The organism is Kitasatospora sp. NPDC022785, assembly GCF_055561295.1.
The window spans coordinates 22,330-36,688 of the sequence record NZ_JBVHHB010000029.1; the positions used below are offsets into that span (position 1 = coordinate 22,330).

The following is a 14,359-nucleotide window of genomic DNA, read 5'->3' on the forward strand; positions in this document are numbered from 1 at the left end:
CGCATGCGGCCGGTACGATGGGGTTCATGGCCACGATCCCCGAGACCGATCGCTCCGACCCGACCGACGCGGACCTGCTCCGCGACGAGGAGCTGCTCCGTCTCGACCAGCAGATCTGCTTCTCGCTGAACGCCGCCTCGCGCGCCTTCGGCGGCGTCTACCGGGTGCTGCTCAAGGACCTCGGCCTCACCTACCCCCAGTACCTGGTCATGCTCGTGCTCTGGGAGCACGGCGACCTGCCCGTGAAGCGGATCGGCGAACGCCTGCGACTGGACTCCGGCACCCTCTCCCCGCTGCTCAAGCGGCTGGAGGCGGCGGGCCTGGTCCGCCGCGAGCGCAGCCCCGAGGACGAGCGGTCGGTGAACGTCAGCCTCACCGACGCCGGGCTGGTCCTGCGCGAGCGGGCGGGCCAGGTGCCGCGCCGGCTCCTCGCCGCGACCAGCCTCCCGGTCGAGGACCTCGCCGCCCTGCGCTCCCTGCTGGACCGGGTCACGGGCGCGCTCGACTCGGCCGTCCTCGCGGGCGGCGACGGCGCCTGACGCCGGCGACGTCGGCGGACCTGTGGAAACGGCGGCGGACCCCGGCTGACGCCGGCGGACCTGTGGCGACGGCTCAGGGCGTGTTGGCGGGGGAGCGGCGGTGAGTTGTGATCGGCTTGGCGGCGTGCTCGGGGCCCGCGCCCTGAGCGGACCTCGCCGGATGGATCAGAAGGGCCTGCGATGGAGCTGTTCCCGCCGATGCCGCTCGCCGGGTGGCAGGACACGAAGGAGACGCTGCACCGCTTCGCGCAGATCGTCGGCAAGATCCGGCTCGCGGCGAGTGTGCGGCGCAACCACTGGTGGAACGTGCCGTTCCACCTCACCGGGCGCGGGATGACCACCCGCCCGATGGGCCGGATCGACGGCATTCCGGCCGCCGGCGCGGTCTCCGGTCCGATCTTCACGATCGACTTCGACTTCGTCGAGCACCGGCTGGTCGTCGCCACGGTGGACGGCCGGACGGTCTCCTTCCCGCTGGCCGGCCAGTCCGTGGCGTCGTTCCACCGCGCGACCCTGGACGCCCTGGCGGCCCTGGGCGTCCAGGTCGAGATCCGGATCCCCCGCCCGTACGCCCTGCCCGACGCCGCCCGGCCGTTCGCCGAGGACGTCGAGCACGCGTCGTACGATCCCGACTGGGCCAACCGGTACTGGCGGGTCCTCGGCCAGGTGGCACTGGTGCTGGAGGAGTTCGCGGCCCGGTTCTCCGGCAAGGCCAGCCCGGTGCACCATTTCTGGCACAGCCTGGACATCGCCCACACGCGCTTCTCCGGGCGGATCGTCCAGCAGCCCCCGCAGGTGGACCCGGTCACCCGGGAGGCGTACTCGCGTGAGCTGATCAGCTTCGGGTTCTGGTTCGGTGACGCCGACCTGGGCGAGCCGGCCTTCTACTCGTACACGGCCCCCGAGCCGGCCGGGCTCGCCGAGGAGCCGCTCACGCCGGCCTCTGCGCGGTGGCTCGCCCGCAACGGCGGCCACCTGGCCGTCCTGCCCTACGACGCGGCGCGTGCCGAGGCCGATCCGGTGTCGGCCGTCCTGGCCTTCTACGAGAGCGCCTACCAGGCCGGGGCCGCGCGTGCCGGCTGGGACGCCGACGGCCTCGCCTGCCCCGGTGGCATCACGGACCCGCACCTGCCGGGTCCCTCGCTCTGAGGCGGTCAGTGCAGGTGGAGCTGCCAGTCGGCGGGCACCTTGCCGCGCGGTCCCGGCGTCGGCTGGGAGAGCGGGTGTGCGGCGGGCGGGGCCAGCTGCGGGCCCTCGTAGTACTCCTCGGTCTCGACGTTCCAGAACCACGTCTCGCCGGGTTCGAAGCTCGCCAGGAAGGGGTGCCCCGCCGCCCGGGCGTGCTTCGTGGCGTGCTGGGAGGGCGAGGAGTCGCAGCAGCCGATGTGGCCGCACGCGGTGCAGCGCCGCAGGTGCAGCCACCACCCCGGTCCGTCGTCCGTCAGGCACTCCACGCATCCGTCACCGCTCGGCCGCGCGGTGGGGTCGATGCCCGGGATGTCGTCATCGCTCATGTCGCATGCCTCCCTGGTCGGGCGCGGGCTCGGCTGCTGCGGCGCTCGCGGGCACTCCGGCGGCCCCGGGCACTCCTGCACTCCGGCCCCACGGCGGTCCGGCGCCGGGTGTACCGGGCCGTACTTGCATCGTAACGGCGGGAGGGGCTGGCCGGCGGACCCGTTCGGACGCAGTGCCCGAGCACCGCCGTCGGGGCGGGAGCGCGCCGCGCCGAGCGGCCGGGGCGGTCCCGCCGGGGTGGCGAGGCGCACCGTGTCCGGCACGCCGAAGTCCGGCGCGTTGGCACCGGAGGCGGTTCGAAGTGTCCGGTACGGGCGATATGGGTCCACACTCTAGGGAAGAGCTTGTCGCCCGTCCGGCGGCAGGCCCGCACTCCTCTCCCGGAGGTACTTCATGTCCAGGATCAGTGACAGCGACTCCATGCCCACGCCGGACCACCTGCTCCACACGGGGGCCGAGCACCCCGTCGACCCCGAGGACATGGTGCGCGCCTCGGGGCGCGAGCCCACTCCCGCGCTGATCGAGAAGGCCCGGCAGGACCTCGCCAAGTACGGAGCCGCAGCGGTGGAGCGCCTGCTCCCCTGACCCGCCACCTGCGGGAATGCCGGCCACCCCCCGAACGCCGGCACCCGCGCGAAGAGCCGGCACCCCCAGAAGGCCCCGCAGCGAAGCGGGGCCTTCTGGCATGTCCGGGGCCGTCGCCGGTGGAGCGCGTGAGGGCGATCGGCGCCACCTTCCGCGGGTGCCGCGGGTCTGCATATGCAGGTAGTCGACATATCTTGTCTGATGACTTATGGTCCTCATGTGGCGGCCCGTCAGCTACGGGCGTCCAGCGGCCCCGTGCCCGCCGACGCCCCTGCTCGCCGACCTCCGTGACCGCTGCCCCGGCGTGCTGGTCCGGCAGGTCGGGCGGACCGGCCACGACCGAACGCGAAGTGACCGTTCATCAGATGCCTGCGTGTCGCCGGCACAGATCCGTGTTCCACGAGAGGAGCGCAGTGCACCACCGTTCCCGCACGCCCAGGGTGTTCGGCGTCGGCATAACCGCCGCCCTGAGCCTGGCCCTGGCCGCGCCACCCGCGCTGGCCGGACCGGCCACGGACCCCGATCCCGTCCCCGGCCTGGTGGCCGGCCAGGGCACCGCCGCCCCGCAGCTGGTCACCGGCCTGGCCGAGCCGGCCTCCGGCAGCCCGGCCGACGCCGCCCGGGCCCATCTCGCGGCCCATCCGGACCGCTACCGGATCGATCCCGCTGAGCTGGCCGAAACCGGTACCGAGCGCAGCGCCGACGGCCGACGTACCGTCAGGTTCCAGCAGCACCACGGCGGTGTGCCGGTGCTCGGCGCGCAGTACCTGGTCCACCTCACCGGCGACGGTGCCGGGCAGAAGGTCGAGTCGGCCGGCGGCAAGTACTTCACCGGCCTCACCGCGCCGACCACCCCGGCCGTCCCGGCCGCGACGCTGCGCGACCTCGCGCTCGGCTCGCTCACGGACCCGCGCGTCCGCGCCGCGGCCACCGCCGAGGACGCCGGACTGGTGATCCTGCCCGGCGGTGCCGGCCGGCTGGCCCAGCACTTCACCCTGCGCGGCACCGACCCGGCCACCGGCGGGCGGCTGCTCCGCGAGGTCTTCGTGGACGCCACCGCCGGAGCGATCGCCCTGGCCTTCGACGCCCACGCCCCGTACGACGTCGGGGGCAACACGACGACGCGCGCCGCGGCGGCCGCCGTCGAACCCGCCACGGGCACCGCCCCGGACGCGTTCGGGCGCTCCGCCAAGGTGAACATCGGCCGCCTCCCGGACGGGAGTTACCAGCTGACCGACCTCACCCGGCCCGCCACCATCACCACCTACGACGCGGCCGGGCGGGACGCCGAGGACTTCCGGGGCACCATCCCCGCCGACGCCCTCCCGGCCCACTCCCCGACCCCGGACTTCCCGGCGGCCAGCGGCACCAGCGGCGCCACCGACGCCCACCTCAACGCCGCCACGGTGTACGACTTCTACCACGACCGCCTCGGCCGGGACGGTCTGGACGGAAAGGGCGGCCCGATCACCTCGGTGGTCAACGTGACGGCCGGCGGCGATCCGTTCCCGAACGCCTACTGGGACGGGAAGAAGATGGTGTACGGCGCCGCCGACGCGAAGTACCAGCCGTTCTCCGTCGCGCTCGACATCGCCGGGCACGAGATGACCCACGGCGTCGTCCAGAACACCGCCAACCTGATCTACGCGGGCCAGTCCGGCGCGATGGACGAGGCGCTGGCCGACTACTTCGGGAACGCCATCGAGGTGACCGCCCGCGGCCTGCAGATGAACGACCCGAAGGCCGCGCTGCTCGGCGAGAGCAAGTGCCGCACCGGTACCCCGGAGGCCTGCGCGGACCGCCGGCTGGACGACCGCCGCACCACCGGGGACGACTACGTCGGTGCGGGGCGCGGGCTCGACGGCGGCGGGGTGCACCTCAACTCGACGATCTTCTCCGGCGCGTTGTGGGACATCCGGCGCACCCTCGACCCGCTCACCGCCGACCGGCTCGTCTACCGTGCGCTCGCCGACTACCTCACCCCGCTCGACGACTTCGTGGACGGGCGCAACGCCGTGCTCGCCGCCGGGCGTGCGCTCGACCTCAGCCCGTCCCAGCTCCGTTCGGTGGCGCATGCGTTCGACGGGCACGGGATCCGGGCCGGCTGGCAGTCCCGGATCGGCCTGGACAGCCGCACCGTGCTGCCCGAGGTGAACAGCATGCTCGCCGCCCCGGCCGCCGCCAACGGCCGCTGGGTGATGTCCAACAGCGATAGGCTGGGTAAGACCGTGCCAGCCCTGTACACCGGGTCCGTCACCGGCGGCGGTGCCCCCACCCGGCTCAGCCCGGACGACGGCCGTTACCACATCGCGGCCGCCACCGACGGCACGTCCGCCGCGTGGCAGGTCCAAGGACTCGACTCCGAGCACCGGTGGGGGGCGGAGGTGCTGACCCGCTCGCTGTCCGGCGGCGAGATCCGCAGCCTGTTCCGCTCCTCGACCCAGCAGCCCAGCGAGGTCCGGATCTCCGGCAACGACATCGCCTTCATGGTGTCCGACTCCAACGGACAGTCCCGGGTCCACCTCTCCCACAACGGCGCCCCGGCGGTGGAACTCCCGCTGCCCGACGGTCACGCGCCGATGGGCCTCACCCTCAAGGACGGAACCCTCGGCTGGACCGAGTACTGGACGGCCGGGGAGGACCGCGTCTACGCGCCGACCGTCTACTCGATCGCCGCCGGCAAGGTCACCGCCCAGTACCTGCCGCAGGATGGGAAGGCGCGCATCGCCTCCACCGTGCTCGCGGGAGGACGGCTGCTCTGGGTGGAGACGCCCGGTGACCCGACCAAGCACACCTCCATCCGGTCCGGTGCTCTGGACGGATCCGGGGTGACCGATGTGCTGCCCGGAAACGCGCCGTATGCCGCGCCGAGCGCCACCATCACCGCCTCGGACCGGGCCGTCACCTACGAGTCCCCGAGCAGCAAGCCGAGCACCGGCTGGTCCAACGCCGCGCTGCCCAAGCTCTGGCAGATCCCGGTCACCGGCGGCACGCCCCAGCGGCTCTCCTGCAACCGGGGCGGCCAGTACCAGGCCGCGGCCGACCAGGGCACCCGGGTGATCTGGCTGGACGCCACCCCCGGCCGCACCGACCTGGTGGTCCGCGACCGTCCGGCCGGGGGCTGCTGATCCCTCCTGCTCCACGGCCGGCCGGCCGCCGAACCTTCGGCGGTCGGTCGGCCGACCGTCCGTCAGGCCGACCGACCGGCCGACCGCTGCCGTGCGATGCGCGCACCCCGATGCCGCCGCGAACCCGGCCGCCACGGTGTTCCGTCATGTGAGCGTCCCGGACCCCGAACCGGCCGACCGGTCAGCGCCGTGCTGCCCGCCCGTTGTGGTCGTGCAATCCGTGAATCCCCAGGTCAGGTGGATAGTAAGGGATGCTGCGCCGACGGCCGGTCGAGCGTCCGGGGGCGGGCGCGGGCGGGGCGGTGACTCCCGGGGCCCTCTGCGGTGAACCGGGCCGACGAACCGTCACCGAACCGTCACCGAGCCGTCGGTGCCCGCCGGTTGCTGCCGGCCCGCACCCCGCCGGTGCATCGCGAGCAGGGCCGAGTACGATCTCCGGCACGACTGAGTCGGGCACCCGCTCCGTGGACGAGGGGAGCGGCCGCCGCATGCGGTGGCACCCCGGGCAGGACTCCGGCCGTGCGTTGCGGCCGGGCTTCCCAGCGGGTGGCCGGCACTACGCACGGTTCGAACGGGGGAGCGAGCGGATATGACCACACCGGCAGGTAACGAACAGTTCAGCTTCAACAGCCAGGCCATGAACGGCGCGCAGTCGGCGCTGAACGGCATGGCACTGGACAGCAAGACGATCGGCGCGCTGGCGGACGAGTCGACCAACGCGGCCGCCGCGGCGCACAAGGGCTGGGAGACGGCGGGGGCGCTGCGGGCGGCGCTGACCGAGTGGCACGAGCAGGTGGACCAGCTGACCGCCCGTCTGCACCAGAACAGCGCGGCGATGCAGCAGACCACGTTCAACTACCACACCACCAACCAGTCCATCGCCGACGCGTTCAAGGTGAAGTGACCCATGCTCGGATATGAGGACGTCCTCAACGCCAACCCCGCCACCCTCTCCACCGCCGCCGTGAAGTGGCGGGAGATGGCCCAGAAGTTCCACACCATGGAAACCGACTTCGACCGCGACGTGCTGTCGGTGACCCGCAACGGGCTCTGGACCGGTGGCACGGCCGGCCTGGCCGACTTCCAGCTGATGATGACCAAGGGCCAGATCGCGGCCGCCCAGGTCGAGGCGAACGCCATGGCCTCGCTGCTGGACGACGCGCACGGGGACTTCGAGGCCGCGCAGAAGGAGGTTCGCGCGGCCGCGGAGGGCGCGGTCAAGGCCGGGTTCAAGGTCACCGGCACCGGGGTCGCCGTGCTCGACCCCAGCACGCTCGACCCGGGCACGCGCAACGACCTCCACCACGACGCCGACACCCAGCGGGCGTACCAGGAGGCCGCGGGCAAGTGGACCGAGGCCATCGAGGCCGGCATCCAGAAGGCCACCGACGCCGACCAGCGCGCCGCGCGCGCCCTGCGCAGCGCCTCGAAGGCGGGCAGCTCCGACAACACCTTCAACGCCCAGGCGGTGGGCGGCGGCGACAAGGCCGACGCGCAGCGGGCCGCCGACCTCGCCACCCGGATCGACAGCCTGAACGACGACGAGCGCGGGCAACTGGCGAACCTGATGAAGGCCAACGCGGACAGTCCCGAGTTCTCCCAGACGCTGCTGGACAAGCTCGGCCCCGAGAACACCCTCAAGCTCGCGGAGAAGCTCAACAACCCGGGCAAGGACGACGGGAAGAAGGGTACCTACCCGGGCCTGCAGACCGATCTCACCCGGGCCATCGCCTCCGCCACCCAGGACCCGAACACCGAGTTCTACAAGAAGTGGCGCGAGGGGCTGAAGGAGAACGGCACCAAGAACTTCGGCTCCAACACCGAGCCGGTCTACGGTTACCAGATCCTCAGCACCCTGATGACCAAGGGCGACGCGAAGTACTCCACGCCCTTCCTCACCGACCTAGCCGACGACATCGTCGACAGCGAGAAGAAGCACCCGGGCCTGTGGAGCTACCGCGCATCGCACGACGGCACCTCACTGGGCGCCGACCCGCTGGACGAGGTCCTCGGGGTGATGGGCCGCCAGCCCGAGGCGGCGACCTCCTACCTGGACCCGGGCGCGGACGCCTCCAACAAGCGGCTGCACTACCTGTTGAAGGAACGGGACTGGCCCGAGGGCTACCTCACCGGCTACACCGGCATGATCAAGATGGAGGACCCGCTCTCCCAGAGCGGCCTGGCCGCCGCGATCGAGGCCGCCTCCACCGGTGAGCGGGCCGGTACCGCCCACGACGGCAAGCACACCGAGGCGCAGGCCCGCGTCATGCACGACACCATCGTCACCATGGACGAGGGGCACGGTGGCGACAAGATCAAGGGCACCCTGCGCCAGCCGCTCGCCAACGCCCTCGCCGACTACGTCGGTGACACCCACGAGCTGCTGAACGGCCGCAACGACGCCTACAACGGCCACACCGGCCACGACTCGGTCTGGAAGGACGGAGACACCACCCGGATGGCCGTCGGCCAGGACAGCCTGGTCCGGTTCATGCGCGGTCTCTCCGAGGATCCGGCGGCGTACGGCACCCTGCACCAGGCGGAGACCGGGAAGATCGCCCAGGAGCTGGCGGCCATCGGGCCCAACCCCACCGAGTCCCAGATGAAGGACCCGATGGGCAAGGGCGCTGCCGCGCTCGGTGTCTTCGACGCCATCCGGGCCGACGCCGCGATGGACATGCGCGACGACAAGAACGCCCAGGCCGACTGGAAGGCCAAGGTCCTCTACCACACCATCGGCGCGCCGATCACCCCGATCGCCCCGCTCGGCGACGCCGCCCAGCGCATGGTGGACACCTGGACGTACGCCGTCAGCCTGGAGGAGAAGGACCAGAACAACACCGAGGCCAACGCGAAGATCTCGGACACCTACCTGGGCGCCAACCGCGAGATGTCCGACCTGGTCGGCATCTGGGCGCGGGACCGCGGCCAGAACCCGGACAGCCCCGAGATCAACTCGCTCCAGGACGACATGCTCAACAGCCGCAACCGCAGCAACGACGTCGCGAGCCGCTACCTCGGCCGGGGCAACGCCTGATGGTGTCCGCCCCCGTCTCCCGCCGCACCGCGGCCGCCGCCACCGCCCTGGTGGTGGTGGCCGCGGTCGGCGCGGGTCTGTGGTGGTCCGCCGGGCGTGACGACCCCGACCGCGACTGCGCCGGACTGCGCGGCGACGACCGCGTCCGCGCCGTGCTCGGCGCCTCCTGGCGGTCCGATCTGCCGTGCGGCGAACTCGCCGAGGGCCTGCGCCGGGCCACCGTCGGCGGCGACCCCGGCAGCCACACCCTGGAACAGGCCCACGCCCTGCGGACCGTCCTGCTGGCGGTCGCGGGCCGGGCGGACCACCGCGTCCACCCCGACGTCCGCAGGCCGCTCGCCGAGGCGCTCGCCGACTACGCCCCCGACACGCACGCCGTGCTCACCGGGATCAACGACGTCTACACGGCCCACGACGGGCCCGGCGCGGACGCCTGGCAGGACGGGAACGGCGTCCACGTCGCGGTGGAGAAGAGCCAACTGGTCCACGTGCTACGGGGCTTGTCGCAGGACCCGGCGGCCTACGCGGTCCTGCGGGCCGCCGACCTGCGGCAGGGGGCCCTCGGGATCGCCGCCATCGGCGCCGAGCCGTCCGGGCCCGCGATCGAGGACCCACTGGCCCGAGCCGCCGCACCCGCCGGAGTCTTCGACGGCATCGCCGACGCCGCCGTGCGGGACCGCGACGCCAAGGCCCGTACCGCCTGGCAGGACGCCGTCCTGACCGGCCTGGCCCCGGCCGCGGCGGTCCCGGCCTTCGCCACCGACCCCGCCGGCCACCTCACCCAGAGCTGGCTCCAGCAGGTGGCCGCCGCTCCCGACCGCTTCGCCCGCCTCCACGACCAGGCCGCGGGCCTCCTCGCCCTCTGGGTCGACGCCACCAACCGGGACAAGGAGAAGACCGGCCTGCCCGCACTCCAGGACCGGGCCCGCACCACCACCGACCGTGAACGGGCGGACACCGTCAAGCAGTTCGACCAGGGCAGCGCCTGACGCCCGGTCTCCCGGGTCAGCGTGGATAGCACCGGCGCCCGGACGACCGGCGCGCGGGCTACCGGGGCGGGCCGCAGAGGTGGGACTCTTCGGGTATGGACCGGGAGCCCGAGTACGGCGGAGCCGGGCCGGCCGGGGTGCTCGATGTCGCGCCGACGGCCCGTACGGCGCTCGCGTGGCTTCCGCCCGAGCAGTTGTGGCCGCCGATCCAGGACATCCGCTGGGAGCACGACCCACAGGTCCGCCGGTGGCCGCCGCACGTCAACCTGCTGTTCGGGTTCGTCCCGGAGTCCGAGTTCCGGCGGGCGGTCCCGGCCGTCGCCGCCGCGGTGGTGCGGACGCAGCCCTTCACGGCCCGCCTGCACGGGGTGCGCAGCTTCCGGCACCGGGCGTATGCGACGGTCTGGCTCGACCCGGCCGCGGCCGGTGCGGCACCGTGGACCGCGCTGTACCGGCTGCTGCTGGAACGGTTCCCGCGCTGCGGCGGCCGGCGCCCGGGGTTCACCCCGCATCTGTCCCTGGGCCGGACCCGGGATCCGCAGGGCCTCGCCGCCGAGTGCGCGGCCCGGCTCGGGACGGCGTCCGCGGAGGTGCGGGAGGTGGTGCTGCTCTCCCGCCGCGGCGGCGACGATCCGATGCTGCCCCGCGCGACCGTCGCCCTGGGCAGCGGCGAGGTCCGCTGGGCGCCCGGCCCCTCCCCGCCCGGAGCCGGCTGAGCGGCCCGGGCGACGCCGGCCGGGCTGCCCGTTGGCCCACGGCATCGGGCCGGCTCACGGCGGCAGCGGGGCCCTCCTGCCCTCCGCCCGGAGCCAGCCGGCCGAGGCGGCCCGCAGGACGCGGCGGAATTTCGGGCACTCCCGGTGGCTGGGCGCGGGGCAGTCGGCGGCGTGCTGCAGGGAGTCGCGCAGGGCGCTGAGTCTGCGGATCGTCGCATCCAGCTCCTGCGCCTTGGCGGCGAGCATCAGCCGGTCGAGGCGCGGCTGTCCGTCGGGCGCGAGCATGCCGGCGATCTCGTCGAGGGAGAACCCGGCGGCGCGGGCCAGGGCGATCAGTCCCAGCTGTTCGATGACGCCGGGATCGAACTGGCGGCGCAGGCCGCGCCGGCCGGTGGAGGCGATCAGCCCTTTCTCCTCGTAGAAGCGCAGGGTGGAGACGGGCACTCCGGTGCGCCGCACCACCTCGGCGATGTCCAGGTCTGTCATCTGTTGACCTCAAGTCGGCTTGAGGTGGAACGGTGTCATCCCCGGCCCGCGAAGGCAACCGACAGGAGACGGCCATGGAGAACACGCAGAACACGCAGAACACGCAGGACACCGCCGAGGACCAGGCGGCACGGTGGAACGGCCCCGGCGGCCGCGCCTGGGTCGAGGCCCAGTCCGTGCTGGACGCCATGCTCAAACCGTTCGGGGACCTGCTCCTGGAAGCGGTCTCCGTCGGAGCCGGAGACCGGGTGCTCGACGTCGGCTGCGGCACCGGCGGCACGACGGTGGCAATCGCCGGGCCGGCCGGCGCGCAGGGCCGCTGTGTCGGCGTCGACATCTCCGAGCCCATGGTCGCCGCCGCCCGGGCGCGCGCCGAGCGGGAGGGCTCGCAGGCCCGCTTCGTCTGCGCCGACGCGCAGGAGTACGCGTTCGAGCCCGCCGCCTTCGACGCGGTCGTTTCCCGTTTCGGCGTGATGTTCTTCGACGACCCCGTCCGGGCCTTCGCCAACCTGCGGCGCGCCGCGCGGGACGGCGCCGAGCTGCGGTTCCTCTGCTGGCGTGGCCTCGAGGAGAACCCGTTCATGACGACGGCCGAGCGCGCCGCGGCGCCGCTCCTGCCGGACCTCCCCCCGCGCCGGCCGGACGCGCCGGGGCAGTTCGGCCTCGCGGATCCGGACCGGATCCGCCGGGTGCTGGCGGAGAGCGGCTGGGCCGGGATCGACCTCCGGCCGGTCGACGTGGTCTGCACCCTGCCCGAGCGGGAGCTGGTCCCGTACTTCACCCGGTTCGGCGCGCTCGGTCCGGTACTGCCCGGGGTCGACGAGCGGACCCGCGCCCAGGTCGTCGAAACGGTCCGCGCGGCCTTCAGCCCCTTCGTGCACGGCCCGGAGGTCCGCTTCACCGCGGCCTGCTGGCTGGTCGGTGCCCGCGCCTAGCCGGCCTCCGGCGTCGGTCATGCGCCGCCCCCAGCGTCGGAGTGTGCAGGGGACGGCGCATGACCCGGGACGTCTCGCGGCCGGTCGCCGGCGGGGTCAGCCCATGGTCTTGGCGCCGTCCAGGGCCTCGCGGATGATGTCGGCGTGGCCGGCGTGCTGGGCGGTTTCGGCGCTGATGTGCAGCAGGACACGGCGGGCGGACCAGCGGGCGCCGGGTTCGAACCACGGGGCCTTGGGCAGCGGGTGGGAGGCGTCGAGGTCGGGGAGGACGGCGACGAGTTCGTCGGTGCGGCGGGCGGTGTCGGCGTAGTCGGCCAGTACGCCGGCGAGGGTGTCGCCCGGGAGCATCCGGAACTCGTCGGCGCGCCGGGCGAAGTCGGCTTCGGTCATGGCGCTGAAGTCGCCCATGGCCGTGGGGCCTTCGAGGATGAAGTCCACCCATCCGCGCTCGACCGAGGTGACGTGCTTGATGAGGCCGCCCAGGCAGAGCTCGCTGGCGGTGGTGCGGAGTCCGGCCTGCTCGTCGGTGAGGTCGCGGGTGGTGAAGCGCAGGAATCGGCGGTGCTGGCCCAGCACGGCCAGCAGGTCGGCGCGCTCCCCACCGACCGCGACGCCGCTCTGCTCGGGGGTGGTCGACTCGGGGGTGGTCGTGGTGTCGGTCATGGTCTCCGCCTTCGTTGGTCCTGTTCCGTGGCCAGGAACTACGGTAGGGGCCATGTGGGTCAGATCATGTCCTAGTTGACGAGTGATCGGGAGTCGGTTGCCTACGCCGGCCCGACCGTCCGGCGCACCGTCTCCAGCCCGACCAGCTCGATGTGCGGCGTGCCGTCGGCGTCCCGCCCCAGCCGGACGGGGTTCTGCACCAGCAGGCCACCGGTCATGACGTAGCCGCCGTCCTGCAGCGCGCCCAGCGGGAAGGTCCGCGGGCCGAGACGCAGGTTCAGCACGGGGCCGTCCTGGGTGAGCGTGTATCCGCCTTCGTAGTGGCCCAGGTACGGGGCCGTGACCGCCGGGTCGGCCGGGCTGGTCCGCTCGCCGAGTGCGCGCAGGGCCTGGACGGCGGCCCGGTGGTCGGCGCGGACCTTGGCCGGGACGCCCTTGTTCAGCCCGAACCGCTCGCTGAGCAGGAGGTTGAGAACGTACAGGTAGAAGTACTGGCCGGTCGGGGACGGGTTCATGGCGTTGAGCACGACCAGCCCGATGTCGCGTTCGGGCAGGAACCCGATGTACGAGGTGAAGCCGTCGATGCCGCCGTTGTGCCAGATGAGCGAGGTCCCGTCGCAGAACCGGTTGTGGATCCAGCCCATGCCGTAACCGGACTCCGCGACGTCGGGATCGAGCTCCGGCGACACCGGGACCGGGATGTGCGGCTTCCAGCATTCGGCGAGGTTCTCGGCCGACACCACCCGCCGCCCGTCCACCGAGACGCCGCGACGCAGTTGCAGGCGGACGTAGGCCGCCATGTCGTCCAACGATGCCAGCGTCCCGCCGGCCGGGGCGTAGCTGCCGACCGGCCCGTAGGCCAGCGGGGTGCTCGCACCCGTGAGGTCGGGCCCGTTGCCGCGGACGAACTCGGCGACCAGGCCGCGGGGGTCGTCCGCGACGAGGGCCCCGGTCATGCCGGCCGGCTCGTACACCCGGTGCCGCAGGTCGTCGGCGAACGCGCCGGTCAGCCGGTCGCCGGTGACGCCGGAGCGCAGCAGCGGGAGGTACCCGCCGGCGCAGTACACGGTGTTGTTGTAGATCCAGGTGGTGTTCGGCGGGGCCTGCACCGGCAGGTTGACGAGGGACTGGAGGAGTTGCGTGGCCGTGGGGTCGCCCTCGTGGAGTCCGGACAGGGCCGGGGGCTCGTCGATTCCCGAGGCCATGCCCAGGAGGTCACGAACCTTCAGGGTGTGTGTCAGGTCGTCCGTGGGGGCCCGGAAGCCCGGCCAGGCGTCGACGACCCGCTGGTCCCACGCCAGCTGCCCCTGGTCGACGTAGGTGGCCACCGACAGGGACGACATCGACTTCGTGGTCGAGGCCACCAGGAACCGTGCCGAGGACGTGACCGGCTCGCCGGTCCCTGGATCCCGGAGACCGAGCGGCAGGCTGAGCAGTACCTCGTCCCTGCTGACCACGGCCACGGCCGCACCGACCATGCCCATGGCCGTGAACTCCTCCCGGACCCGCCCTGCGAACTCCGCCCAACCGCCGGCGGCCGCCGCCGCCCGCGCCGAGGTCGCCGCCCGGCCGCCGAGCCCCGCCGCCAGCCCTCCCGCCGCCACCGCCCGCAAGACGGCCCGTCGCGTCGGTCCGCCCGGCATGGTTGTTCCGGCCGCGCTGAGATCCATCACTGTCCCTGGGGTGAGGTCCGGGGCGTCGGGGGGCCGGGGGTCGTCGGGCGACCGGCCTCGGCCGCCGACCACGGGCCCTCGAACGCCGGGGTG

At 73.3% G+C, this 14,359-nt stretch carries 13 protein-coding genes; 9 read left to right on the forward strand and 4 right to left on the reverse strand.

Annotation, left to right across the window (positions count from 1 at the left end):
- Positions 1-26: 26 nt before the first annotated feature.
- Complete coding sequence (locus tag ACZ3YO_RS33065; protein WP_465576830.1) at positions 27-539, forward strand: MarR family winged helix-turn-helix transcriptional regulator; 513 nt, start codon at positions 27-29, stop codon at positions 537-539.
- A gap of 180 nt (positions 540-719) precedes the next feature.
- Complete coding sequence (locus ACZ3YO_RS33070; protein ID WP_465576833.1) at positions 720-1,688, forward strand: DUF5996 family protein; 969 nt, start codon at positions 720-722, stop codon at positions 1,686-1,688.
- Positions 1,689-1,693: 5 nt separating this feature from the next.
- On the opposite strand, the gene ACZ3YO_RS33075 is transcribed toward ACZ3YO_RS33070, so the two are convergent.
- Positions 1,694-2,053: a UBP-type zinc finger domain-containing protein gene (locus ACZ3YO_RS33075; protein WP_465576836.1), complete on the reverse strand. Its 360-nt coding sequence runs from the start codon at positions 2,051-2,053 to the stop codon at positions 1,694-1,696.
- A 394-nt stretch (positions 2,054-2,447) separates the two neighbouring features.
- Between ACZ3YO_RS33075 and ACZ3YO_RS33080 the strand changes: the two genes are divergently transcribed.
- The 6 genes from ACZ3YO_RS33080 to ACZ3YO_RS33105 all read left to right on the forward strand — a co-directional run bounded on the left by ACZ3YO_RS33080 (position 2,448) and on the right by ACZ3YO_RS33105 (position 10,509).
- Positions 2,448-2,639, forward strand: coding sequence for a hypothetical protein (locus ACZ3YO_RS33080; RefSeq protein ID WP_148640780.1), 192 nt, complete (start codon positions 2,448-2,450; stop codon positions 2,637-2,639).
- 413 nt (positions 2,640-3,052) lie between these two features.
- Positions 3,053-5,767, forward strand: coding sequence for a M4 family metallopeptidase (locus ACZ3YO_RS33085; RefSeq protein ID WP_465576839.1), 2,715 nt, complete (start codon positions 3,053-3,055; stop codon positions 5,765-5,767).
- A gap of 589 nt (positions 5,768-6,356) precedes the next feature.
- Complete coding sequence (locus tag ACZ3YO_RS33090) at positions 6,357-6,671, forward strand: hypothetical protein (RefSeq protein WP_465547096.1); 315 nt, start codon at positions 6,357-6,359, stop codon at positions 6,669-6,671.
- A gap of 3 nt (positions 6,672-6,674) precedes the next feature.
- The gene (locus ACZ3YO_RS33095) at positions 6,675-8,804 is read left to right on the forward strand and encodes a hypothetical protein (RefSeq protein WP_465576842.1); all 2,130 of its coding nucleotides are present in this window, start codon (positions 6,675-6,677) and stop codon (positions 8,802-8,804) included.
- Positions 8,804-9,793 carry a hypothetical protein gene (locus ACZ3YO_RS33100; protein ID WP_465576844.1) on the forward strand — a complete coding sequence of 330 codons (990 nt, stop codon included), beginning with the start codon at positions 8,804-8,806 and terminating at the stop codon, positions 9,791-9,793. Before ACZ3YO_RS33095 ends, ACZ3YO_RS33100 begins: the two co-directional genes overlap by 1 nt.
- Positions 9,794-9,888: 95 nt before the next feature.
- Complete coding sequence (locus ACZ3YO_RS33105; RefSeq protein ID WP_465576846.1) at positions 9,889-10,509, forward strand: 2'-5' RNA ligase family protein; 621 nt, start codon at positions 9,889-9,891, stop codon at positions 10,507-10,509.
- A 54-nt stretch (positions 10,510-10,563) separates the two neighbouring features.
- Here ACZ3YO_RS33105 and ACZ3YO_RS33110 read toward each other — a convergent pair whose 3' ends face one another.
- Positions 10,564-10,995, reverse strand: a complete 432-nt coding sequence (locus tag ACZ3YO_RS33110) for a helix-turn-helix domain-containing protein (protein WP_465576849.1) — start codon at positions 10,993-10,995, stop codon at positions 10,564-10,566.
- A gap of 74 nt (positions 10,996-11,069) precedes the next feature.
- Between ACZ3YO_RS33110 and ACZ3YO_RS33115 the strand changes: the two genes are divergently transcribed.
- The gene (locus ACZ3YO_RS33115; protein WP_465576852.1) at positions 11,070-11,930 is read left to right on the forward strand and encodes a class I SAM-dependent methyltransferase; all 861 of its coding nucleotides are present in this window, start codon (positions 11,070-11,072) and stop codon (positions 11,928-11,930) included.
- Positions 11,931-12,026: 96 nt separating this feature from the next.
- On the opposite strand, the gene ACZ3YO_RS33120 is transcribed toward ACZ3YO_RS33115, so the two are convergent.
- Both ACZ3YO_RS33120 and ACZ3YO_RS33125 read right to left on the reverse strand, forming a co-directional pair.
- Complete coding sequence (locus ACZ3YO_RS33120; protein WP_465576854.1) at positions 12,027-12,593, reverse strand: DinB family protein; 567 nt, start codon at positions 12,591-12,593, stop codon at positions 12,027-12,029.
- A gap of 101 nt (positions 12,594-12,694) precedes the next feature.
- On the reverse strand, positions 12,695-14,197 hold the full coding sequence (locus ACZ3YO_RS33125; protein ID WP_465576857.1) for a serine hydrolase domain-containing protein: 1,503 nt from the start codon (positions 14,195-14,197) through the stop codon (positions 12,695-12,697).
- Positions 14,198-14,359: the final 162 nt, after the last annotated feature.